General features: G+C 68.3%; 16 protein-coding genes and 3 pseudogenes. 7 read left to right on the top strand and 12 right to left on the bottom strand.

Annotated features, from left to right (window positions below; genetic code table 11):
* The 3 genes and pseudogenes from ABZX92_RS37655 to ABZX92_RS37645 all read right to left on the bottom strand — a co-directional run.
* Positions 1-523 (bottom strand): annotated as a pseudogene (locus tag ABZX92_RS37655) (hypothetical protein); the annotation flags it as partial.
* Between the two features lie 80 nt (positions 524-603).
* Positions 604-1,828, bottom strand: a pseudogene (locus tag ABZX92_RS37650) (IS110 family transposase).
* A 572-nt stretch (positions 1,829-2,400) separates the two neighbouring features.
* Positions 2,401-2,820 carry a hypothetical protein gene (locus ABZX92_RS37645; protein ID WP_355570238.1) on the bottom strand — a complete coding sequence of 140 codons (420 nt, stop codon included), beginning with the start codon at positions 2,818-2,820 and terminating at the stop codon, positions 2,401-2,403.
* A 163-nt stretch (positions 2,821-2,983) separates the two neighbouring features.
* Here ABZX92_RS37645 and ABZX92_RS37640 point away from each other — a divergent pair, with 163 nt between their 5' ends.
* Genes ABZX92_RS37640 through ABZX92_RS37630 form a run of 3 tightly spaced genes read left to right on the top strand, consistent with a single transcriptional unit; the run spans position 2,984 to position 6,065 of the window.
* Entirely contained in the window at positions 2,984-3,592 is a 609-nt protein-coding gene (locus ABZX92_RS37640) for a hypothetical protein (RefSeq protein ID WP_355570237.1), read from the top strand.
* A 14-nt stretch (positions 3,593-3,606) separates the two neighbouring features.
* Entirely contained in the window at positions 3,607-4,938 is a 1,332-nt protein-coding gene (locus tag ABZX92_RS37635; protein WP_355570236.1) for a peroxidase, read from the top strand.
* A 29-nt stretch (positions 4,939-4,967) separates the two neighbouring features.
* The gene (locus ABZX92_RS37630; protein ID WP_355570235.1) at positions 4,968-6,065 is read left to right on the top strand and encodes a catalase family protein; all 1,098 of its coding nucleotides are present in this window, start codon (positions 4,968-4,970) and stop codon (positions 6,063-6,065) included.
* A 190-nt stretch (positions 6,066-6,255) separates the two neighbouring features.
* Here ABZX92_RS37630 and ABZX92_RS37625 read toward each other — a convergent pair whose 3' ends face one another.
* Genes ABZX92_RS37625 through ABZX92_RS37610 form a run of 4 tightly spaced genes read right to left on the bottom strand, consistent with a single transcriptional unit; the run spans position 6,256 to position 11,640 of the window.
* Positions 6,256-8,022, bottom strand: coding sequence for a long-chain fatty acid--CoA ligase (locus tag ABZX92_RS37625; RefSeq protein WP_355570234.1), 1,767 nt, complete (start codon positions 8,020-8,022; stop codon positions 6,256-6,258).
* Positions 8,019-9,566: a bifunctional 3-(3-hydroxy-phenyl)propionate/3-hydroxycinnamic acid hydroxylase gene (locus ABZX92_RS37620; protein WP_355570233.1), complete on the bottom strand. Its 1,548-nt coding sequence runs from the start codon at positions 9,564-9,566 to the stop codon at positions 8,019-8,021. The genes ABZX92_RS37625 and ABZX92_RS37620 overlap by 4 nt, the downstream gene beginning before the upstream one ends.
* A 2-nt stretch (positions 9,567-9,568) precedes the next feature.
* Positions 9,569-10,507: a fumarylacetoacetate hydrolase family protein gene (locus tag ABZX92_RS37615; RefSeq protein ID WP_355570232.1), complete on the bottom strand. Its 939-nt coding sequence runs from the start codon at positions 10,505-10,507 to the stop codon at positions 9,569-9,571.
* The gene (locus ABZX92_RS37610) at positions 10,504-11,640 is read right to left on the bottom strand and encodes a VOC family protein (protein ID WP_355570231.1); all 1,137 of its coding nucleotides are present in this window, start codon (positions 11,638-11,640) and stop codon (positions 10,504-10,506) included. The genes ABZX92_RS37615 and ABZX92_RS37610 overlap by 4 nt, the downstream gene beginning before the upstream one ends.
* Positions 11,641-11,745: 105 nt before the next feature.
* Here ABZX92_RS37610 and ABZX92_RS37605 point away from each other — a divergent pair, with 105 nt between their 5' ends.
* Positions 11,746-12,396, top strand: a complete 651-nt coding sequence (locus tag ABZX92_RS37605; protein WP_355570230.1) for a TetR/AcrR family transcriptional regulator — start codon at positions 11,746-11,748, stop codon at positions 12,394-12,396.
* 33 nt (positions 12,397-12,429) lie between these two features.
* Here ABZX92_RS37605 and ABZX92_RS37600 read toward each other — a convergent pair whose 3' ends face one another.
* The 4 genes and pseudogenes from ABZX92_RS37600 to ABZX92_RS37585 all read right to left on the bottom strand — a co-directional run bounded on the left by ABZX92_RS37600 (position 12,430) and on the right by ABZX92_RS37585 (position 14,323).
* Positions 12,430-12,735: a hypothetical protein gene (locus ABZX92_RS37600; RefSeq protein ID WP_355570229.1), complete on the bottom strand. Its 306-nt coding sequence runs from the start codon at positions 12,733-12,735 to the stop codon at positions 12,430-12,432.
* Between the two features lie 305 nt (positions 12,736-13,040).
* The gene (locus ABZX92_RS37595; protein ID WP_355570228.1) at positions 13,041-13,703 is read right to left on the bottom strand and encodes a TetR/AcrR family transcriptional regulator; all 663 of its coding nucleotides are present in this window, start codon (positions 13,701-13,703) and stop codon (positions 13,041-13,043) included.
* Between the two features lie 200 nt (positions 13,704-13,903).
* Positions 13,904-14,005: pseudogene (gene gvpJ, locus ABZX92_RS37590) on the bottom strand (gas vesicle protein GvpJ); the annotation flags it as partial.
* Between the two features lie 15 nt (positions 14,006-14,020).
* Positions 14,021-14,323: a gas vesicle protein gene (locus tag ABZX92_RS37585; RefSeq protein WP_355570227.1), complete on the bottom strand. Its 303-nt coding sequence runs from the start codon at positions 14,321-14,323 to the stop codon at positions 14,021-14,023.
* Positions 14,324-14,627: 304 nt separating this feature from the next.
* Between ABZX92_RS37585 and ABZX92_RS37580 the strand changes: the two genes are divergently transcribed.
* Positions 14,628-15,863: an ABC transporter substrate-binding protein gene (locus ABZX92_RS37580; protein WP_355570239.1), complete on the top strand. Its 1,236-nt coding sequence runs from the start codon at positions 14,628-14,630 to the stop codon at positions 15,861-15,863.
* 1 nt (position 15,864) lies between these two features.
* On the opposite strand, the gene ABZX92_RS37575 is transcribed toward ABZX92_RS37580, so the two are convergent.
* Positions 15,865-17,958 (bottom strand): beta-galactosidase, encoded by a 2,094-nt coding sequence (locus ABZX92_RS37575; RefSeq protein WP_355570226.1) that lies wholly within the window; start codon positions 17,956-17,958, stop codon positions 15,865-15,867.
* Between the two features lie 182 nt (positions 17,959-18,140).
* On the opposite strand from ABZX92_RS37575, the gene ABZX92_RS37570 reads away from it, so the two are divergent.
* Together ABZX92_RS37570 and ABZX92_RS37565 are read left to right on the top strand one after the other, a co-directional pair.
* Entirely contained in the window at positions 18,141-20,150 is a 2,010-nt protein-coding gene (locus ABZX92_RS37570; protein WP_355570225.1) for a cellulose binding domain-containing protein, read from the top strand.
* A 16-nt stretch (positions 20,151-20,166) separates the two neighbouring features.
* Complete coding sequence (locus tag ABZX92_RS37565) at positions 20,167-21,732, top strand: cellulase family glycosylhydrolase (protein ID WP_355570224.1); 1,566 nt, start codon at positions 20,167-20,169, stop codon at positions 21,730-21,732.
* Positions 21,733-21,792: the final 60 nt, after the last annotated feature.

Below are 21,792 nucleotides of genomic sequence, written 5' to 3'. Positions count from 1 at the left end.
ACTCCCTGCGAAGTGCATCCGCCGAGATCGGCCGCCGATGCCGCGCCCAGTGCCTCGCGTCAGCCCGACGCGCACGGGAGAGATCAGCATCAGCACACGCGGCAGCGGGCTCGTCATCGCCATCAACCAGTCGCTCGTCAACGGGCACCGCACATACCTGGATTCGGGCGAGCGCTTGCAAGACTTGCGGCCCGACCTCGGCCCAGCCGATCAGCAGCATCGGCCCCACCGCGTCGAACGCCGCCTTGCCGTAGTCGCCCGACAGAACGGGCTCGGCAACGTTCAGCGCCAACGAGACCGCGCTGACGAACAGCGTGAACCTGCGCAACGGCCGGAGATCCTCCACCGAAGCGCCATTCAAGGCGAGATGCCTCGTCGCTAGCAGAAGCCCCAGGATCGACAAGTCGACGGCTGGCGCGATGAGCGGAGCCACCCACACCGGCACTCCCAGCCGCAGCGCCAGACTCAGAACGTTGCCGAACCCGAAGAGAAACGTCAGCCCCACGACCGCCGCGATGATCACGGTGACCGCCCGCGACACATCCTGCAGGACCCCCGCTTGCGAGCCCGAAACGGGCCCGAGACATCCCTGGGATTAAGGGATCAGGCCGCTGCGGCCGCGGTGTGGTGCCCCCAGGCGGTGGCCTCGTCGTAGAGGCTGCGGGTGGCCAGACAGCCGTGGAGGATCCCAACGAGGCGGTTGCTGACGTGCCGTAGGGCGGCGTTGTGTGGGAGCCCTCGTGCTCGTTGGCGGTCGTAGTAGGCACGTGCGCCGGGTGAACCTGCGAGCGCGGCCGTCGCTTGGCGCATCAGTGCGTCGATGAGTCTGGTGTTGCGCACGTAGCGGGCGTTGACGGTGCTTCGGCAGCCGGAAGCGATGGTGATCGGGCTGGTGCCGGCGTAGTTCTTGCGCGCCTTCGGCCCGGCATAGCGGTCCTGGTCGTCACCGAATTCGCCCAGCACGCGACTGCCCAGGACCACACCGAGGCCAGGCTGGGAGAGGTAGAACGCCGAGTCTGGGTGTTCGTGGAAGCGGTCGGTCAGTTCCTGCTCCAGGTAGTCGATCTGCTCGACGGTCGTGGTGATCATCGCGACGAGCGAGCTCACGGTCACGGCGTACGCCTGCTGCACGGTCGCTGGCAGGCGCAACTGCTCTGAACGCAACCCGTCCTGGATCTTCCGGGCTCGTTCATCGATCTTGCGCCGCCTCGCATGGCGCAAGGCGGCGGTGATCTTCGCGAGCGACAGCTTCGGCACCTCCTGGTCCGGTTCTGGTGCCTGTCCCAGCAGGTCCAATGCTTCGGCGGCGGCGAGTTCTTCCCCGAACGCTGCCAGCGCCGCGGGAAAGAAGTCGCGCAGGTGCGCCCGCAACCTGGCCACGAACCGCTGGCGGTCCCAGATCAGGCTCTGATGAGCGCGCCAGGAGCTTGATGGCTTCGGCCAGGTCGCTGTCGCCAGCAACTGGACGAAGCTGGTGTGAATCAGTCCGGACCATGTCCGCCAACGCATGCGCGTCGCCGGCATCGCTCTTCGCACCAGAGGGCGAGAATCGCTCTCGGAACCGGACCGTCTGCCGCTGGTTGACCACGAACACCCGATAGCCAGCAGCCACCAGCGCCGCCACCCAGGGGCCCCGATCGGTTTCGATCCCGATCAACACCTGCTCCGGGTTAGTGTCTGAGCCCATCCGCTCACCGATCAGCCCATGCAACTGGCCGATCCCTTCAACCCCTTCAGGCAGCCGAGCCTTCACCAACGCCCGGCCCCTCGCGTCCATGATCTCGATGTCGTGATGACCTTCAGCCCAGTCATCACCGGCGAACAACATCCCGCCTACCTCCACTCGATCAGAACGACATCGGGAGAACGCCAGCAGCCAATGGTCAAGTGCTCACACCAGCGCCAGGTGCGGCACGACTCCCTTCAGCGGTCACTCCCCCAGCCACCAGCAGGCGCACGAACCACGGGCAGGACTCACCAACTCCGAACGAGCCAAGTGCTCACCCGCGGGCAGCCATCTCGCAGTCCAGGTGTCGGCCGACCGTGTCGGTCTCCTCTGCATGCGAGCAGAAAGTGCACTCGAACGTGTGAGACGAGATGATGGCGCTATATCGGCCCGTTCCGCGGACGAAAGCCGATCTCGGGTTCCAAGCGCCCGAAGGCAATCGCGCCTCCTCCGTCTGAGGAGGCGGCACCACAGGATGATGAGGATGCAAGCGCCGACGAGCCGTCGTAACACGGGCTCGCGCCTCAATGAGGGAGTCCGGCAGACCGCTGCACGCGGCGCCTGAATCCTCGGCATCACACATGATCCGGGCAGGAAGACCATCGTTGTGACCGTCGGTTCCGGGCGATACAACTTCACTGCGCCAAGGCAGACCACGCCGAGCAGTCGCTGAGTCAGGGTTGGCCGCTCCCGTGCGACCGAACTCGGGGCAACTGCAGGCTGACGCCGCCAGCGAACTGGGCAGGCACGCCGGCAACGACATCAGCCGGGTTCCGCTCGGCTGAACTGGGTCGGTCGCACGACGATCGCACGCGGAGCGGATATCGATCGGCACGCGTTCCGCACAATGCCGGATGCTGCAACCGACCGTTCGATGTCCGCTGACCGAGCTCCACCTCGCCCACCAGCATTGGTTCGGTCCAGCGGGCGTCGCGAGCGCGCTCACGCGGCGCCTCGACGTCGAACGGGCTGGTGAGCCGCCCCAACCTCATCAGCTTTCGCTGAAGATCGGCCAATTCCGCCTGACTGAAGCCAGTTCCGACGTGGCCGGTGCAGGCGAGGCGGCCCTCACCATCGTGGGTGCCGACGAGCACCGGACCCGTGACGACGCCCGCATGACCTCACGCTACATGCCGCTACCTGAATCACACCATCGCGGATGATGAGTTCATCAGAATTGACACTTTCATCATGAGTACATAGCCTGAGGAGGTCGCGCAGGCCGACCGGCGGCGCGAGGGCACGAGGAGGCACACGATGAGCGAGCAGGACCTTCAGAGCAGGTTCCAGACACTTCCGGCCACCGTTCGCGAGAAGGTCGACACGGTGCTGTCGGACGCGAAGATCGCGCTGAAGCTGAAGATCGCGGAGATTCTCAGCGACTCGGCCGAGCAGGCCGACCACGCCGTCACCACCGCCGGCCGGATCGGCGCGAAGAGCGGCGAGGTCTCGGAGCTGACGGTGATCATGCCGCTCAAGCCCAACGGCGCGGCGCGGTTGCGGAAGTTCTTCTCGCTGGTCAGTGGCAACCTCGCCGGCGCCGGTCAGGTCGGCACGCTGCACAACATGCGCTTCGTGTTCCTGGACAACGACACCAAGCTGCTGTTCGCGACCGCCTACGACGGCGAGTGGGACCCCTACATCGACGACTTCGCCACCAAGATCCCCGAGTTCATGGACTACCTGTTCAGCAACGTCGAAGGCTGGCCGGGCATCACCTCGCCCGCGGTGAAGGACTTCATCACCCAGTTCCAGATCCCGGCCGAAGCGTGGTTCGTGTCCCACCCGAACGTGACCGTCGCCGAGGTCAACCGACTCAAGCGCCAGGACGCCACGGTGCAGACCTTTCTCGGCGCCCTCAACTGAACCGGCTACCGGAGATGGACCTCTTCCGGCGCCGAACCCGGCGCCCGACACTGGAGCTGGACGACATCCAGGCGACGCTGCTGCGGGCCAGGCCCGAGCCCTACTTCGGCACGCACGCGATCATCGAGATAGCCGACCAGGCTGCGGGAAGGCAATTGCTGCGACGGTTGGCGCCCTTGGTGAGTTCTGCGGCTCGGTGGGACGAACCGCAATCGTCCTGGATGGCACTGGCCGTCAGCTATCCCGGACTGGTGGCGCTCGGCGTGCCGCAGGCGTCGCTGGACTCGTTCCCTGCCAACTTCCGTGCCGGCATGGCCGCGCGTGCCGAACGACTGCGTGATACAGGCCCCAACGCGCCACGGCACTGGGAAGCGCCTTGGGGCAGCGGACGAGTCCATCTGGCGGTGAGCGTCTACGCCGACAACGCAGACGACTGGCGCAGCACCGTGGCCGGCTACGAGCGGGAGTTGCGGGACCTGGCCGGGGTGCGGCTGCTGTCGCATCAGGACTTCGGGGCGACCGGCTTCAACGTGTTCGGTTACCGGGACGGGTTTTCCCAGCCGGTGGTCGAGGGCAGCGGCGCCGAGTCCCTGCCGGGTGACGGGCGGCCGATCAAGGCAGGCGAGTTCGTCCTGGGACACCCGAGCGAGACCGGCCTGCCACTGCCAACCCCGGCACCGGATGTGTTGGGCCGCAACGGAACCTACGTGGTGTTCCGCAAGTACCACTCCCATGTCGCCGCGTTCAACCGCTATCTGCGGGACAACGCCGCGACCGAGGCGGACCGGGAACTGCTCGCGGCCAAGCTGGTCGGCCGCTGGCGCAGCGGCGCACCGCTGGCCCTCGCCCCTGAGAAGGACGACGCGGCTCTGGGCTCGAACCCGCGGCGGATCAACGATTTCGACTACGCCGACGACCCGCGCGGGCTTCGCACCCCGCTGGGTTCGCACATCCGCCGGATGAACCCCCGTTCGACGAAACTGGAGGTTCTCAGTGACGTCAACATCCGCCGCATCATCCGGCGCTCCACCTCGTTCGGCGATCCGGTCGCCTCGGCCGTGCTCGCCGACGACGGTGCCGATCGTGGCCTGGACTTCATCGCCCTGGGCGCACGGGCGATCGACAACGTCGAGTTCCTCCAGAGCGAGTGGGTCAACTCCGGCAACTTCGTCGGGCTGGGCAAGGAGAAGGACCCGATGATCTCGCTGCAGGACAAGGGCGCGTACTTCACGGTGCCCGGCACGCCGCCGCGCCGGGTGCACGGCATCCAGAGCTTCAACACGTTGCGCGGCGGCGAATATCTGTTCATGCCCAGCCTGTCTGCCATCCACTGGCTGGCCGGCTGATTCCCCCGGTTCTCTGTTTCGGAGTTCTCATGAGCGCCTCAACGTCCTATGTCCGCTATCGGCCAGACCTGGAGCAGCCGTTCCCCGACGAGGAAGAGCTGATCCGTCAGGTCGTCACGGCGATGCTGCACGCCAACCAGCAGGTCGCGGCCAAGCACCGGCACGGGCTGCGCGACGCGCACGCCAAGAGCCACGGCGTCCTGGCAGGCGTTCTGCGGGTCAAGGCTGACCTGCCAGAGCACCTGGCCCAGGGCCTGTTCGCCACCGAACGCGCCTATCCGGTCATCGTGCGGTTCTCCACCGCCCCGGGAGACCTTCGGTCCGACCAGGTTCCCGTGCAACGCGGCCTGGCGATCAAGGTGATCGGCGCGCCCGGCCCGCGCGCGGTCGACGACGGGTTCACCACCCAGGACTTCCTGCTGGTCAACCACCCCACGCTGCCGTTCGGCACGATCGGCGAGTACGCCAAGCTGCAGAAGCTGCTGGAATCGCAGCCGCGACAGAGCGACCAGCAACTCCAGATCGCCGGCCTGGGCGCCCGCGTTGCCGCCAAGGCGCTGACCCACCTCGGCCGGCCGTTGCCACCACAGATCGAGACCCTCGCCGCCGCCAACGACCACATCCTCGGCGAGACCTTCCACTCCATGGCCGCGCTGCGCTACGGCGACTACGTCGCCAAGATCTCGGCCGCGCCCCGATCGGCGAACGTGCGGGCGCTGACCGGGCGGCCGGTCGACAAGAACGCCGGTGAGTCCGCGTTGCGTGATCAGGTCGTGGACTTCTTCGCCCAGCAGGACGCCGAGTACGAACTGCGGGCACAGTTGTGCGCGGATGCTGACCGGATGCCCGTGGAGAACGCGTCTGTGCTGTGGCCGGAAGAGCTCTCACCCCACCAGGTGGTGGCGAGCCTGCACCTGCCGGCGCAGGACGCCTACAGCGACGCCCGCCGCCGCTATGCCGACGACGTCCTGTCCTTCACCCCGTGGCACGCCTTGGAAGCGCACCGGCCGCTCGGTTCGATCATGCGATCCCGGCGCTCGGCCTACCCGCGATCGAGCGAGTTCCGCCACACCTTCAACGGCATCGGGCAGCAGGAACCGGCCAGTATCGACGAACTGCCGGCGTGAGCCGGTCACACGCGGTCGATCGCCGGAGCGTCGGGCAACGGGACCGTGGCGACCCGACGGTGAAACGGCCGGCCTCGACGCCGGCCTCGATGTCCCGCAGTGCACGTGGAGCCCGGCCTACGTCGGCGCCGACGTAGGCCGGGCCGTGCTACACCCCGCGTTCTTCGCGATCGCTTCGACCTCGCGCTCCTCAGCCGAGCCGGTGATCGTGGCCGACTCCCGAGTAGATGTCGTCGACGAGGGCCGCGTAGTTCTTCACGACCACGGCACGCTTGATCTTCAGACTCGGCGTCAGCTCCCCGGCCTCGACGCTGAGCTCGCGCGGCAGGATGCGGTACTGCTTGACGGTCTCCCACCTGTTGAGCCCGGCGTTGACCGTGTCGATCGCACGCTGCACGGTCACGTGCGGGTCGGTCCCGGCAGAGACCGCGTCCGGGTCGAGCGTCAGCAGGATGCTGGCGAAGTTGCGGCCGTCGGCGATCACGACGGCATTCGAGACGAGGGGACAGGCGGCTTTGATCGCCGACTCGATCGCGGTGGGCGCGATGTACTTGCCGCCACTGGTTTTCACCAGGTCCTTCTTGCGGTCGGTGATCCGCAGGTATCCCCCGGCGTCGAGTTCGCCGATGTCGCCGGTGGCGAACCAGCCGTCCGCGTCGATGACCGCGGCTGTCTGGTCGGGCAAATTGTGGTAGCCGCGCATGACGCCGGAGCCGCGAAGCAGGATCTCGCCGTCGGCGGCGATGCGGACCTGCGTGCCAGGCAGCGGGACGCCGACGGTGCCGATCCGGACGCTGCCGGGCCGGTTCACGAAGGAGGCACCGCTGGTCTCGGTCAGGCCGTAGCCCTCGAGGATCGGCAGGCCGACAGCGGCGAACCACTCCGCGATCTGAGGTGCCAGTGCGGCGCTGCCGGACACGAGGTACTCGAGGTTGCCGCCGAGACGTGCGCGGATCTTGGCGAAGACGAGTCGGTCGGCGATGGCGAGTTCGGCGCGTTGCCGCATCGGTACCGGACGGCCCTGCGGCCGGCGCCGCACGGCGTCGATGCCGATGGCGAAGGCGCGCTTCGCGATCCTCGCCTGCAGCCCTCCGGCCGCGTCGGTGGTCGACATGACGCGGCTGTAGATCTTTTCGAAGATGCGGGGCGCGGCGGCCATGAAGGACGGTTTGATCAGGGCGACGTTGTCGACAATGCGGTCGATGCGACCATCGACGGCGGTGACGAAGCCGATCTCGTACTGAGCGGCGAGCAACAGCTTGCCGAACACGTGCGAGAGCGGCAGCCAGAGGAACTGCAGGTGGTCCTGGCGGATCACGCCCTCGGACGCGATAGCGGCGCCGAGGTAGAGCCAGTTCGCGTGAGTGAGCTCGACACCCTTGGGGCGTCCGGTGGTGCCGGAGGTGTAGATGATCGTCGCGAGGTGCTCAGGGGCTGTCGCGGCGAGGACCTGGTCGACCGCATCGGGGTGCTTGCCGAGGTGGTGGCGTCCGAGCTCGGCGAGCCCGTCGAGGCTCAGTACTGCGTCACCGTCGCTCTCGCCGTCGAACAGGACGACGTGGTGCACGTCGCCGACGAAACCGTTGCCGGAGCGCAGCTTCGCCAGTTGCGTGGCGTCTTCGGCGAAGACGACCACCGCGGCGCAGTCGGTGAGGATGTAGTCGACGTCCTCGGCGTTGGTACTCGGGTAGACCGTGGTGGTGGCCGCGCCGGCCAGCGTGACGGCGAGGTCGGCGAGCACCCATTCCAGCCGCGTGGCCGCGGCGATCGCGACCCGCTGCTCGGGCCGCACTCCGAGGGCGAGCAGCCCGGCGGCCAGGTCGCGGGCACGATCGGCGGTCTCGGACCAGGTCAGCGACTGCCAACCGCCACCGTGACCGGGTGCGCGGAACGCCTCACGCGCGCCGGACGCGGCGCACTGCGCGAGGAAGCGTTCTCCGACGGAGCTGTAGGTCATCGTTCGGCCTCTCCAGTGGCGGGGGCGATGCCGGCGGCAACAAGTCGGCGCTGCCAGACGCGGAGATCGGGCGTGTCGCCGGCGGCCGCGACGACGCGGTCCGGGCGCAGCAGCACGGCGTCGGCGCGCAGGTGGTCCAGCAGCGCATTCGCTTCGGAGTCGGCGTCGGACAGGCGCACGACGACGGTGCCGAGACGGTCGAAGAAGGCACGGGTGTCCGGGTCGAACGCGGTGATGCGGTCAGGGCCCCGATGCACGATGGCCCAGCCCTCGCCGATCACGTCGTCGAGTCGCGCACCGGCGACCACGGGCTGGCCGAACACGTCGCCGGTGCGCTTGCGCAGCCGCCCGCCGTCGTGCACCAGCGGACCGGGCGCGAACGTCGGCCACAACGTGGTGACGAGCCGGTCCTCGGTGCCGAGCAGCCTGGTGGCGCCCCGGATGAGCGCGTTGCGCGGCCGGGTGAACCGCGTCGGTCCGCCGGTCATCACCGCCCCCACCCCGATCGCGATCCGCACGACGCGGCGCGCGTACGGCAGGCGCTCCGCCTCGTAGGTGTCGAGGACTCGCTCGTCGGCCGCACCGGTCAGGACAAGGGCGAGCTTCCAGGTGAGGTTCGCGGCGTCGCGGATGCCGGCGCACATGCCTTGGCCGATGAACGGCGGGGTCTGGTGCGCGGCGTCTCCGAGCAGGAACACCCGCCCGTCGCGCCACCGGTCCGCCACGACTCCGCGGAACGTGTAGCAGGTCTGGCGCATGAAGGTGAGCTCGTCGACGTCAGCACCCCGGAGCCACGGCCGGGTCAGTTCGAGCACGGCGTCGTGGTCGAAGTCCTCGGGCCGTTCGCCGGGCTTGAGCCGGAACTCCCAGCGGTAGCGGCCGGGCGTCACCGGCATGAACGTCGCGGCGCGGTCGTTGTCGCACACCTGCTGCACGCCGTCGTAGACGTCGAGCGGACGGGGCGTGCTGACGTCGACGACGAGCCACTGCTGCTCGAAGTGCAGGTCCTCCATGCGCGCACCGACGACGCCGCGCGTGATGCTGTTCGCACCGTCGCAGCCGAGCACCGCGTCGGCAGACACCTCGTGCTCGGCGCCCGTCTCCGTCTCGCGGTACCGGACGTGCACGCGCTTCGCGTCCAGGTGCTGGATGTCGACGACCTCGACGCCACCCCAGAACCGCACCGACTCGTACTTGCCCATTGCGTTGCGCAGCACCGCCTCGAGCTCCGGCTGGTCGAACATGTTCGCCTGCGGATAGCCGTGCACCTTCCGCGTGCGGCACAGGTCGGCGAGCACCCGCTGTCGGGAGTCGACCAGGCGCATGCCAGGAGCCGGCCGGGAAATCGCGCGCACCTCGTCCGCCAGGGCCATCCCCGCGAACGTCCGGAAGACCTCGTCGTCGAAGTGGACGGCACGCGGCAGGGGGTAGATGTCCGGCCACCGCTCGAGCACGAGCGTGCCGATGCCGCGGCGGCCGAGCATGATCGCGGCACTCGCGCCGGTCGGGCCGGCGCCGATGATGACGACGGGGACGTGTTCCACGACTACCGCACCGTGTTGTGCTGGGCGCCGAGGTCGAGAACGCCGTCGTCGGTGCGGATGGTGCTGACCAACCGGTCGCCCGGCTTGAGGTAGGCGCCGCTGCGGGACTGCCCCTTCACGAACAGCTCCCACTTCTTGGCCTCCGGCAGCAGTCCGGAGATCTTCTGCGCGATCCCGCCCGGCGGCTGCAGCGCGACACCGCCCGGCGTGCCGGTGAGGATGAGGTCGCCGACCGCGAACGTCTCGAGCTGAGAGAACTCCGTGAGCGTCTCAGCAGGCTTGAACACCATGTCGCCAGCAAGTGCGTTCTGCCTCGTCTGACCGTTGACCGACAGGGTCAGGCGCAGCTCGCTCCACCGCGCGACCTCCTCTCGCTCCGGCACGCACAGGTACGGTCCGATCGGGCAGAACGTGCGGTAGCTCTTGCCCTTGTACCACTGGCCTTGCGGCAGCTGAACATCGCGCGCACTGACGTCGTTGCCCACCACGAACGCCCCTACGTAGTCGGCGAGGTTGGCCGCGGTGACCCGCACCGGCCCGGTGATCGGCTTCCCGATGACCACACCGAGCTCGACCTCGTAGTCGAGCAGCCGGACGTGCGCGGGCGTGACGATGTCGTCGTGCGCGCCCGACAGCGACGCCGTCGACTTGGTGAACAGCATGTTGAACGCCCGGTCGGGGTCCATTCCGGACTCGACCATGTGCGAGCGGTAGTTCGCGCCCTGGCAGTGGACCCGCGCATCCGGCAACGGGTTGAGCGGGGTGATGCCGGCGAGCGGCACGGACGCGGCGTCGGGGTCGGGGTCGGCCAGCAGAGCGCGGGCAGACCGCACGCCCCCGTCGAGCACATCGGCGGTGGTGGGGTACCTGCCCGGCAACGGCAGGACCTGCTCGCCGCGCACGACGCCCCAGCCCTCGGCGTGACGAATCAGGTTGATCATGAGCGCGCCACCTTCATCAGACCCAGCAACCGCTGGGCGGTGAACTCGTTGTCGCCGTCCGCGAGCGCCGACAGGACGTGCCTGGCCATGGACGGATTGACTTCGAGGAAGTCGCGGGTGACCGCGGGTCCCCACTGCGACAGGCCACTGGCCGACATCTGCGCCCAGCCGGGCTCGACGGCGTTGTCGAACATGTCGCCGTCGGTGAAGTGCTCGACGAGGAACCCGTCCGGGTCGCGCCAGTAGTCGAAGATCTGGCTGCCCTCGATGTGCCGTCCGATGCCCCACGAGTGCTTGTACCGGTGCTCCTTCAGGTACTCGCCGCCGGCGGCGAGCGCGTCGAGGTCGGCGACCTGATAGGCGGAGTGGATGTACTTGCGGCCAGGGCCGAGCGACATCGCCAGCGTGTGGTGGTCGGCGGGGGTGGCACCGCGATCGCAGCGGATGAACGCCATCGTCGGCCCGCGGTCGCGCTGCCCGGGGAAGTACAGGAAGTCGCTGACGATCAGCCCGAGGTGCTGCTGGTACCAGTCGAGTGCCCGGTTGAACCGCGCCGACTCCAGCACGACGTGACCGAGCCGTTCGATGCGCGCGGGTTCACGAGGCGGGCGCTGGGTCGCGTTCGCCCGGCTGACCTCGCCACCGGCGTTCACCGTCAGCGGGCGCTGAAGAGGAAGTTCCGGCAGTTCGGCCACACCGGCGACGACGCGCAACGGGACACCCGACGGGTCAACCAGATCGACGCCGACACCGCCGCCGGGGCCGCGAAGCTCGCGTGCGGAACTGTTCGTCGCCTTCGCCAGGCGGTGCACGTCGGCGACGTCCACCGCCTTGAATGCCGGGCCGACGAAGCGTGACCTCGCGCCCTGGCGGATGACGACGCAGTGCGTGCCGGCCAGTGCCCCGCGCAGGTACAAGGTGTCCGCAGTGCGGGCAGCGGTGGCGAACCCGAAGTCGTAGGCGAACCGCTCTGCGGCGTCGAGGTCGGGCTTCTCGAACTCCAGCCAGGCGAGGTCCTCGACCTTGACAACCGGGTTCTTCGCGCGGTGCGGCCGATCTCCCCGCACCGCGCCCTGGTCGCTGTGCAGGCCGCTGTGCACATCTACACGATCACTACTGGCTCGTGCCGTCATTGATGACCCCTTCCATGTAACTGATGAAATCATCAGTTACCGAGGCGTAACTGTCAAGACTCATCAAAGCTGATGTGATCATCAGAGTTGTGTTAACCTCGCACCGTGAGCGAGAGACCTGTTGTGAACCGACTCGACCGGCGCAAAGCACGTACCCGCGCCGCGCTCCTGGCCGCCGCCAGGCAGTTGCTGGCCCGCGGCTGCAGCGCGGAGGCGAGCATCCAGGAGATCACCGACCTGGCCGATGTCGGCTTCGGCTCCTTCTACAACCACTTCGACACCAAGGCCGAACTACTCGAAGCCGCAGTCGTGGAAGTCCTGGAGGAGCACGGTGCGCTTCTCGACGAGATCACCGCCGACTACGACGACCTGGCCCAGGTGTTCGCCGCGAGCGTGCGACTCACCGTGCTGCTGCACGAGACCCACCCGCAGATCGCCCGGATCATCACCAACGCCGCACCGGCCTACCGCAACGCTCCAACCAGTCTTGGGCCGCGCGCACTACGCGACTTGGCCAAAGCCCAGGAAGCCGGTCGCTTCGACATCGACAACCCCGCCATCGCACTCGCCTGCGCCAGCGGCGCCATCCTCGGCGTCCTCAACACCCTCGGCGATGACCCCGTTCCCGGCGTCCGCCACGCCGCCGACGAGGTCGCGGTGAACCTGCTCCGCATGTTCGGCCTGTCCGGACAGGAGGCCAGGGAGATCGTCGCGCGGCCGTTGCCGAACCCGGCACAACGCAAAGGCGAGCGTTGACCCACACCGCCGCCGACTCGCCCACGCCGCCAGTCAGGCCGCCTGATCGGCCTGCGGCACCCGACGGACTACAGCGTTCCAGTCTCCGACGGGTTCCGGGTCGTGGACGACGGCGAGGTCGGTGTCGCCTGCGGTGAACCGACCAACACGCGTGGCGGCCTCGATGTCGCGGCGGACCCGTGGAACGAGACCTTTGTCCATACTGGACAGCTCGAATCCGCAGTACAGCAGGACCTTGCTGAGCTCAGGAAGCCTGCGACGCAGACGTCCGGTGAGCCGGAAGCCCTGAGCGAAGACCTGGGCCGGGTCGTCGAGGTCCGCGGTCAATGCGTCAAGCACGGCACCGTGGACGTCGAGGGCATCTTCGAGCGCTGCCCGGTGGAGCTGCTCCGGCAGAAGCCCTTGACGGCGGTCTGCCCCATCACTGTGACCTGCAGGTTCTCCGCAGTCGTGATGCCGAACCCGTCGGCGAGGTGAGCATCGGGCTCGGGTTCAACCTGCGCGCCCCGGAGTGCCCCCGCACTTGGGCACGGAGATCGTCGTGCAGGAGGCGCGCAGTTGCCGGAGTTGTAGTTGCGCTTCGCAACAGCGGTTTCCGACACGGCTACAACGCCGATCGCCAAGACGACCACAACCACCCACGATCAGACCTGGCTGACGGCCGAGGCGTCGGGCAGCGGTGCCGTCGCGATCTCGTGTGCTTCCACCAGCGGGACTCCGAGCATTCGCAGCAACTGTTCGGCCACCTCGTCGCACGTCGCGTCGGTGACGCCATCCGGGTTCACCAACGACGTGTGCAGCACAGCCAGCAGGGCGCCGGCCGTGGTCGCGAGAGCCAGTCGCGGCTCACCGACCTGGAAGCGGCCGGATGCGACCCCGGCCTCGATGTCGCGCAGGGCACGCGGAGCCAGCCCCTCGTCCGCGTCGATGTAGGCCATTCCGTGTCGCACCAGCACCTGTGCCGTCTCCGGCCGCGTCACCGCGAGGCGCGCGGTCAACCGCATCGACTGGGCGAAGGCCATCGCCGGATCGTCGACGTTGCTGCTCAGGCCATCCAGGAGCCGGCCGAGCTCCTCCAGCACCGCCGACACCGCCGCCTCGAACAACTCCGTCTTGCTGGAGAAGTGGTTGTAGAACGAGCCGAAACCCACATCGGCGGCGTCGGTGATGTCCTGAATGCTCACCGTGGCATGCGCGTCACCGGCGAGGAAGCCACGCGCCGCGTCGATCAGCTTCTGGCGGGTCTGGGCTTTGCGCCGGTCTGTGCGTGTGGCGGGCTCGGCGCTGCCGGATCGCGGTGTGGCCATACATGAAAGGTACTGCATGACAGTGCTGATGGATCAATCAGTGGTGAGGCTCGCCAGCCGTGTTCAGCGCCCACTCCGGCTCGCCTGTGGACGCGATCTTCTCGACGCGGGTGACGAGGGACTGCAGGATCACCTGGATCTCCAGCCGGGCCGGGACACCAAGCCGAGATCGAGGTCGCCATCCGCGGTGACGTGCGTCGCTCGATGTCCACCACCGACACGGCAATGTCGCCGACGATCACCACGCCTTTGTCCAGAACGCGTTCCAGCGTGTCCGCGAGCGAACTGGGTCTGTTGTCCACCTCGAAACCGTCCCGTCACATGTCGGTAGTCCCTCGGGTGTAGCGCCGCAGCCGCTCACAGCCGCACAACGCACCGGTCGCGTCGACGTCGACGCGATAGGTGGCGATGATGCTGGTGGTGGCCGGAATGCGTTCCAGTTCGACGGCGTCGATCAGCACCGACCAGCCGCCGTCCGGCAGCGCGCGAATACCCGAAACAGCTTCCGGTGTTCTGCCGATCAGCGCACCGAATTGCTCCTTAGCGGCTTGAATGGCCACTACCGCGGTCAATTTGTCAGGTTTACCGGATGGCGAGCTGTCATTCGAATTGTCGCCCACTCACCCCATCCTAGGCACACCTGACCAGGCACTGTCGAATGGCTTGAACGAGAACAATTAACAGATTCACGCACACTGTCGAATACGTCGAACACTGGACCGGGCGGTCGAATCGAATCCGCCGAAGGCTCCGGCCAACGGCGGGGGCACTTCCAGCCGGCTAGCGGATTGCCCTGGCGCTTGAGCGTCTTGACACGACTTTGTGTCGGGAGTGAAACTCCTCCGCACGTCTGGGAGCGCTCCCAGATCTCATCGTCGCGATCAAGGGAGTTCTGCCGTGCGCCTGCGCTGGATCAGCGTCGTGATGTGTGCCGCCATGTTCGCGACCGCCTGCGGTTCAAGTCGGTCAGCGGACGGCAGGACCGAACTGACGATCGCGACTTTCAACGAGTTCGGGTATGAGGACCTCTTCCACGAGTACGAGACCGCGCACCCGGACGTCAAGATCACGCAGCGCAAGACCGGCCAGGGGCAGCCGCACCACCAGAACCTGTTCACCAAGCTCGGCGCCGGGTCCGGGCTGGCGGACGTCGAGGCCGTCGAGGAGGGGTACCTGAGCCAGGTCATGGCGAAGGCCGGCCAGTTCAACGACCTCGACGAGATAGGCCCGAGAGTCGAGGACGACAGATGGCTGAAGTGGAAGACCGCGGCGGTCACCACCAAGGACGGCAAGCTGGTCGGCTACGGCACGGACATCGGCCCGCTGGCGATGTGCTACCGCAAGGACCTGTTCCAGCAGGCCGGTCTGCCGTCCGACCCGGAGGGCGTCAAGGCGCTGTTCTCGACCTGGGACAGCTACTTCGCCGCGGGTGACCAGTTCGTCGCCAAGGTGGCGGGAGTCGCCTGGTTCGACAGCGTCGCGCAGGTCTACAACGCCATGCACAACCAGCACGAGGTCGGTTACTTCGACACGCAGGACAAGCTCGTCGTCGAGTCGAACCCGGACATCAGGGCGGACTGGACCGCGGTCACCCGGGCAGTCGCGAAAGGACAGTCGGCCAGGCTCGCGGCGTTCAGCCCCGAGTGGAACACCGCGTTCAAGCTCGGCCGGTTCGCCACGAAGACGTGCCCGTCGTGGATGCTCGGCGTGATCGAGACCCAGGCAGGGCCGGAGAACCAGGGGAAGTGGGCGGTCGCGGGCGGGTTCCCGAACGGAGGCGGCAACTGGGGTGGTTCGTACCTGACCGTGCCGAAGCAGAGCAAGAACGCGAAGAAGGCCGCCGAGCTCGCCGCCTGGCTGACCGCGCCGGAGCAGCAGATCAAGGCGTTCCAGGCGAAGGGCACGTTCCCCAGTCAGGTCAAGGCACTGGACGCGCCCGCGTTGCTGGAGCAGTCCAACGCCTACTTCGGTGACGTCAAGGCGGGTGCGCTGTTCGCGGCTCAGGCCAAGAAAGTCGTCGCGGCGCAGTACAAGGGTCCAGCCGACGGCCAGATCCAGGAGACCGTCTTCACCCCGGCGCTGCAGTCGGTCGAGCAGGGCAAGAACGCCGACGAGGCGTGGCGCACCGCCGTGCAGGGCGCCGAGAAGGCGGTGAAGTGACCTACTGACGGGCCACGAACACCCGCACGTCGCGCACGCCGAGCCGGACGGGTTCGCCGGCCGCGACACCACTGCCGTCCAGCAGGCCGGTGAGCGCGACCGGTGCGGCGACCTCGACGGGATCGCCGCTCCAGTTGTGCACCACGTGGACGCGCTGCCCGTCCGGCGAGGTGCCCGTGGTCGCGGTGACCGTGGCGGGGAGGTCGAGCCATCCGGCCTGAGGCGTCGGCGCCAGCCACCTGGCGAGCGCGGCGGCGAGCTCGCGGCCGGGAACCGTGCCGACGCAGGTGACGCGCCCGTTCCCGTGCCTGCGCGTGGTGACGGCTGCCCAGCGGCCGAAGTGGTGATGGTCGTACTCGACGAGCACGTCCGCGTCGACGACGGTGAGCCCCTCGACCCATCGGGTGGCGACCGCGTTCGCCGTCAGGACGAGCGGCGAACGCGCGGTGGCACGCACCGGGAGGTCGCGGGAGAGGTTGCTGAACTCGTCGTAGTAGACGCCCGCCGCGTCGACCAGCCGCCCTGGAGCCGGTTCGTGCCGCGCCCTCGCCTCGTGGTCGGCGTAGGCGGTCCTGGGTCCGACGACCAGATGGCCGCCCGCGTGCGCGTAGGCGGCGAGCCAGTCGACGGTCGCGTCGTCGGCGAGGTACAGCGCGGGCACGACCAGCACTGGATTGCTCAGTGCCGCAACGTCCGGCGGTGTCGCGGGCAGCTGCCGGGCGTGGACCACGCGCACCTGCCGTCCGGCCTCGAAGGCCCCTCGGTAGAACGCGTCGAAGATCCGCTGGTACGCGTCGGTGTCCGGGTTTCCGTCCGGAGTGGACAGTGGAGGGTACTTCTGCATGTACCACTTGCTCGGCGCCGAGCAGACGATCGCGAGGTCGGCGTCCGGTTCGATCCCCGCGACCGTCGCGCCCGCGGTGGCGAGCTCCGCGCCCAGCCGGGCGATCTCGGCGTACGCGCGACCAGGACGGCCGCTGTGCGGAAGCACGCCGCCCCAGTAGGTCTCCGCGCCGAAGTGCAGCGTGTGCCAGTGCCAGTACTCGATCATCCGGGCACCGCGCGCGACGAAGGCCCACGCGGCCTGGCGCCACTGGCCGTCGTAGGCCGGGCGGTTGTCCGCCGTGCCACCGATGTTCCCGGCGTTGGTCTCGGTGACCAGGAAGGGCTCCTGGCGGGACGAGAAGATCCAGTCCGCGCCGCGGTAGAACGCCCACACGCCACGGGTCTTCCAGCCCTGCGCGTCGTCCTCGGGGTCCGGCAGGGTGAGCGCGTCCTGCATGTCGTAGTACGGGTTGCCCGCCGTGACGTCCACGTGGTCGGTCAGCTCGTCGTCGTCCAGCGCGACGTGCGGGTAGTGCAGGCAGGTGGTCACGAACTGCTCCGGCCGCGCGTACTCGCGGACGATGCCGGCCTGCCACGCCACGAACTCACTGGTCTGCCGCGCCTGGAACGCCCGCCACGCCACGTCGTACTGCGGCTGCGCGTTGCCCTCCGGCGTCCACAGGTCCGCCCACGTGGACAGCCGGTGTGACCAGTACACCAGGCCCCACTCGCGGTTCAGGTTCTCGACGTCGCCGTAGGTGGCGCGCAGGTGGTCGACGAAGCGCTGGAAGACGCCGTGGTTGTGCAGCAGGTGCACGCCCGGTTCGTTGTCCACCTGGAAACCGATCACCGAGGGATGCCCGGCGTACCGGCCGACGATCTTGCGCGTGACCCGTTCGGCGTGGAAGCGGAAGGCGGGGTGGGTGAAGTCGGCCTCCTGCCGCGCGCCCCAGCCGACGCGGCTGCCGTCGGCCCGCTGCGCCGCGATCTCCGGATACTGGCGGGCGAGCCACGGCGGCACCGCGTACGTCGGGGTGCCCAGCACGACCGAGATCCCGCGTTCGTGGGCGCCGTCGAGCACCGGCTGCAGCCAGTCCAGGTCGAACCTGCCGTTCTCCGGCTCCCAGGTCGACCACACCGACTCGCCTACCCGGATGACGGTGAAGCCGGCCTCCACCATCAGGTCCAGGTCGGTCTTGAGCCGGTCGTACGGCTGGTACTCGTGGTAGTAGGCAGCGCCGAACAACACCCGCGGGGGCAGGACCGCCATCGAGAACCTCCGTGGGTGCGAGCCGATCTTCGGACGCTGACCGAGATCATTCGGACGCTCGCCCAGTGCCGCAACGGCATTCGACTCGATTCGACGGTCGATGCGAACGCCGTCTTGACCGCCGATGGCCGAATCAGGACTCTGGGAGCGCTCCCAGAACCGTCGACGAGGACGTGGTGCGGATGGCAAGCAGGCTTCTCCTGGTGACCGTGCTCGTCGCGGCCTGCCTGCCCGCGGTGGTCGGCACGGCGGCCGGCGCACCGGAAGCCACCGTCGTGGTCAACGCGAAGGCGGGGCTCGCGACCGTGCCGGACACCGCGATCGGCGCGAACCACGCGATCTGGGACAGCCAGCTCGGCACGAACGCGGTGAACGACCTGCTCGGCGACGCCGGCGTGCGGATGATGCGCTACCCCGGCGGTTCGTACGGCGACATCTACCACTGGCAGACCCACACGGCTCCCGGCGGGTACGTGGCACCGGACACCGGCTTCGACACCTTCATGGCCGGGGTGCGCAGGGCACAGGCACAGCCGATCGTCATCGCCAACTACGGCACCGGTTCGCCGCAGGAAGCCGCCGACTGGGTGCGGTACGCCAACATCACCAAGGGCTACGGCGTGAAGTACTGGGAGATCGGCAACGAGCTCTACGGCAACGGCCACTACGGTGCGAACTGGGAAGCCGACGACCACGCGGACAAGAGCCCGGCCGGGTACGCCAGGGAGACCGTCGCGTTCGCCCAGGCCATGAAAGCCGTCGACCCCACCGTGAAGATCGGCGCGGTGCTCACCACACCCGCGAACTGGCCGGACGCCGTCGTCGGCACCGGAGACGCCGCGAGCTGGAACCAGACGGTGCTGTCGATCGCGGGCCCGTACGTGGACTTCGTGATCGTGCACTGGTATCCGGGCGGGTCGACGACGGAGCAGGCGCTGGCGAGCACGGACCAGGTCACCGACATGATGTACCTGCTGCGTCAGCAGATCAGCCGGTACGCCGGGCCGGACGCGGGCCGCCTCGGCATCGCCATGACCGAGCTGAACACGACGTACGGCCGCAACACCCAGCCGGGCGCGTTGTTCGCGGCGGAGGCCTACACCTCGTTGCTGGAGAACGGTGTCTTCAACGTCGACTGGTGGAACGTCCACAACGGACCCGGCAAGGCGTCCACCGTGGGCGGTCAGCCGGACTTCGACGACTTCGGGCTGCTGTCCAGCGGAGGATGCCTGGAGGGCGGCGCCTGCGAGCCGCCGCTGAACACGCCGTTCGCGCCCTACCACGCGCTGAGGATGCTGAGCCTGTTCGCCCGCCCAGGTGACCAGCTCGTCCGGGCCGGCTCCGGCGACCCGTCGGTCAGAGCGCACGCGGCACGCCGGCCGAACGGCGACCTCGCGGTCATGCTGCTCAACTCCGACGAGAACAACCCGCACACGGTCGCCATCGACTACGCCGGCTACACACCTTCCGCTGCCACGCCGACCGTGCACACGTTCACCAACGGCGCGACCGCTGTCGTGACGTCGACCGATGGCACCGCGACCAGCCGGACGCTGCCGCCGTTCTCACTCACGACGCTGATCCTGCACCCGGCCGGCACGGCCGGACTTCCCGCCGCACCAGGACAACCCACCGGATCGACCACCGACCGGACCGCGACGATCAGCTGGCCGTCCGTGCCCGGCGTGGTGAAGTACGAGGTCCACCGTCAGCTGGGCACGACCAGCGAGCAGTGGGGCGAGACGTCCGGCACCTCGTTCACCGCCGGAAACCTCGACCCCGGCACCAGGTACACGGTCAACGTGCTGGCGCGCAACGCCGCCGGTGCCGTGTCGTGGGCCTCTCCCCCGCTCACCGTCACCACCGGCAGCCCGGCCCAGAGCTCCTGCGCGGTGCGACTGTCCACTGCGTCCGACTGGAGCAGCGGGTTCGTCGGCGGCCTCGACATCACCAGCACGCAGCCGTTCTCGAACTGGACGCTGACCTTCGACTGGCCCACGGGCCGGCAGCAGGTGGGATCTGGCTGGAACGCGACGTGGGCCCAGACCGGGAACACGGTCACCGTCACCGGTTCCACCCGCATCGAACCGGACGCGACGGTCAGCGCCGGATTCGTCGGCAACTACACCGGCCCGAACATCGCGCCGGCGGCTTTCCGGCTGAACGGAACTCTCTGCCACACCACGCCATGAGCTCAAAGGAGAGCGGATGAAGCGGCGGCACAAGGTTTTCGGCGCGTTGATCTCGGCCGTGGTGGCCGCGAGCGGCATGGTCGCCATCAGCCTGGCGGCGGGCGGCACGGGCGCCGGATACCTGCACACCAGCGGCAGCAGGATCCTGGACAGCACCGGTGCGACGGTCCGGCTGACCGGCATCAACTGGTTCGGGATGGAGACCGACAACAAGACGTTCCACGGCTTGTGGGCGAGCGTCACGTGGCGCCAGCAGCTCGACCACATGGCGCAGCTGGGCTACAACACCCTGCGCGTCCCGTTCTCCAACGACTCGCTGAAACCCGACGCCAAAGCCACCGGCATCAACGACTACACCAACCCCGACCTGGTGGGGCTGTCCCCGTTGCAGATCCTGGACAAGGTGATCGGCTACGCGGGACAGAAGGGGATGCGGGTGATCCTCGACCGGCACCGGCCGACCAGCGCCGGCCAGACCGCGCTCTGGTACACGGCGGGCGTTCCGGAGACCACGTGGATCAACGACTGGAAGATGCTCGCCCAGCGCTATGCGGGCAACACCACGGTGATCGGCGCCGACCTGCACAACGAGCCGCACGCCGAGGGCACCAACCCGGCCGCGACCGGTTCGTGCTGGGGCTGCGGCGACACCGGGCGGGACTGGCGGCTCGCGGCCGAACGCGCGGGCAACGCGATCCTGGGCGTGCAGCCGAACTGGCTGATCTTCGTCGAGGGCGTGAGCTGCCCGAGCGGCGGACTGTCGAACGTGTGGGACGGCGACCCGTCCAACGACGAGGACTGCGGCTGGTGGGGCGGGAACCTGTCGAAGGCGGGCCAGTTCCCGGTGCGCCTGTCCGTGCCGAACCGGCTGGTCTACTCCCCGCACGAGTACGCCACCTCGGTCTACAACCAGCCGTGGTTCAGCGCGCCCGACTACCCGGCGAACATGCCGGGGATCTGGGACAAGTACTGGGGTTACCTGCACAAGCAGAACATCGCGCCGCTGATGATGGGCGAGTTCGGCACCACGCTGGCCAACCCGGTCGACAAGGTGTGGCTGGAGAACCTGATGGCCTACACCGGCTCGGGCGTGAACGGCATCTCGTTCACGTACTGGTCGTGGAACCCCAACTCCGGTGACACCGGCGGCATCGTCGGCGACGACTGGACGACGGTCAACCAGGCGAAGCAGAACATCCTGCAGCCGTACCTCATCCCGCCCACCGGTGGACCCGGCCCGACGACGACCACGACCTCTGGTGGCGGCACGGGCGCGTGCAAGTCGGCGTGGAAGCTGGACAACTCGTGGCAGGGCGGCTTCCAGGGTTCGCTGACCGTGACGAACACCGGGACGAGTGCGGCCAACCCGTGGACCGTCGCGTTCACGTTGCCCAGCGGGGTCACCATCTCCAACGGCTGGAACGGCACGTTCAGCCAGACCGGCACCACGGTGACCGTGAGGGCGCCGTCGCACAGCCCGTCTTTGGGTGCGGGTGCGGCCGTGTCACTCGGTTTCACCGCCAACGGCACCACGAGCGCGCCCTCTGCCGTCACGCTGAACCAGGCGGCCTGCACCACGTGAGACGGTACGCGGGGCGGGTTGGTGATAACGGAGTGGAAGAAAAAGCCCCCCCGCCATTTT

The organism is Lentzea sp. NPDC006480 (assembly GCF_040611995.1).
Taxonomy (GTDB): Bacteria; Actinomycetota; Actinomycetes; order Mycobacteriales; family Pseudonocardiaceae; genus Lentzea.
The sequence above is the reverse complement of the archived record's forward strand: the minus strand, read 5'-3'. Positions and strand labels throughout refer to the sequence as shown.

What these genes read in the sequence shown, in the direction of transcription:
- ABZX92_RS37640 (WP_355570237.1), top strand. Translation starts at nt 2,984, where the DNA reads ATGAGCGAGCAGGACCTTCAGAGCAGGTTCCAGACACTTCCGGCCACC.
- ABZX92_RS37635 (WP_355570236.1), top strand. Translation starts at nt 3,607, where the DNA reads ATGGACCTCTTCCGGCGCCGAACCCGGCGCCCGACACTGGAGCTGGAC.
- ABZX92_RS37630 (WP_355570235.1), top strand. Translation starts at nt 4,968, where the DNA reads ATGAGCGCCTCAACGTCCTATGTCCGCTATCGGCCAGACCTGGAGCAG.
- ABZX92_RS37625 (WP_355570234.1), bottom strand. Translation starts at nt 8,022, where the DNA reads ATGACCTACAGCTCCGTCGGAGAACGCTTCCTCGCGCAGTGCGCCGCG.
- ABZX92_RS37615 (WP_355570232.1), bottom strand. Translation starts at nt 10,507, where the DNA reads ATGATCAACCTGATTCGTCACGCCGAGGGCTGGGGCGTCGTGCGCGGC.
- ABZX92_RS37610 (WP_355570231.1), bottom strand. Translation starts at nt 11,640, where the DNA reads ATGACGGCACGAGCCAGTAGTGATCGTGTAGATGTGCACAGCGGCCTG.
- ABZX92_RS37595 (WP_355570228.1), bottom strand. Translation starts at nt 13,703, where the DNA reads ATGGCCACACCGCGATCCGGCAGCGCCGAGCCCGCCACACGCACAGAC.
- ABZX92_RS37580 (WP_355570239.1), top strand. Translation starts at nt 14,628, where the DNA reads ATGTGTGCCGCCATGTTCGCGACCGCCTGCGGTTCAAGTCGGTCAGCG.
- ABZX92_RS37575 (WP_355570226.1), bottom strand. Translation starts at nt 17,958, where the DNA reads ATGGCGGTCCTGCCCCCGCGGGTGTTGTTCGGCGCTGCCTACTACCAC.
- ABZX92_RS37570 (WP_355570225.1), top strand. Translation starts at nt 18,141, where the DNA reads ATGGCAAGCAGGCTTCTCCTGGTGACCGTGCTCGTCGCGGCCTGCCTG.
- ABZX92_RS37565 (WP_355570224.1), top strand. Translation starts at nt 20,167, where the DNA reads ATGAAGCGGCGGCACAAGGTTTTCGGCGCGTTGATCTCGGCCGTGGTG.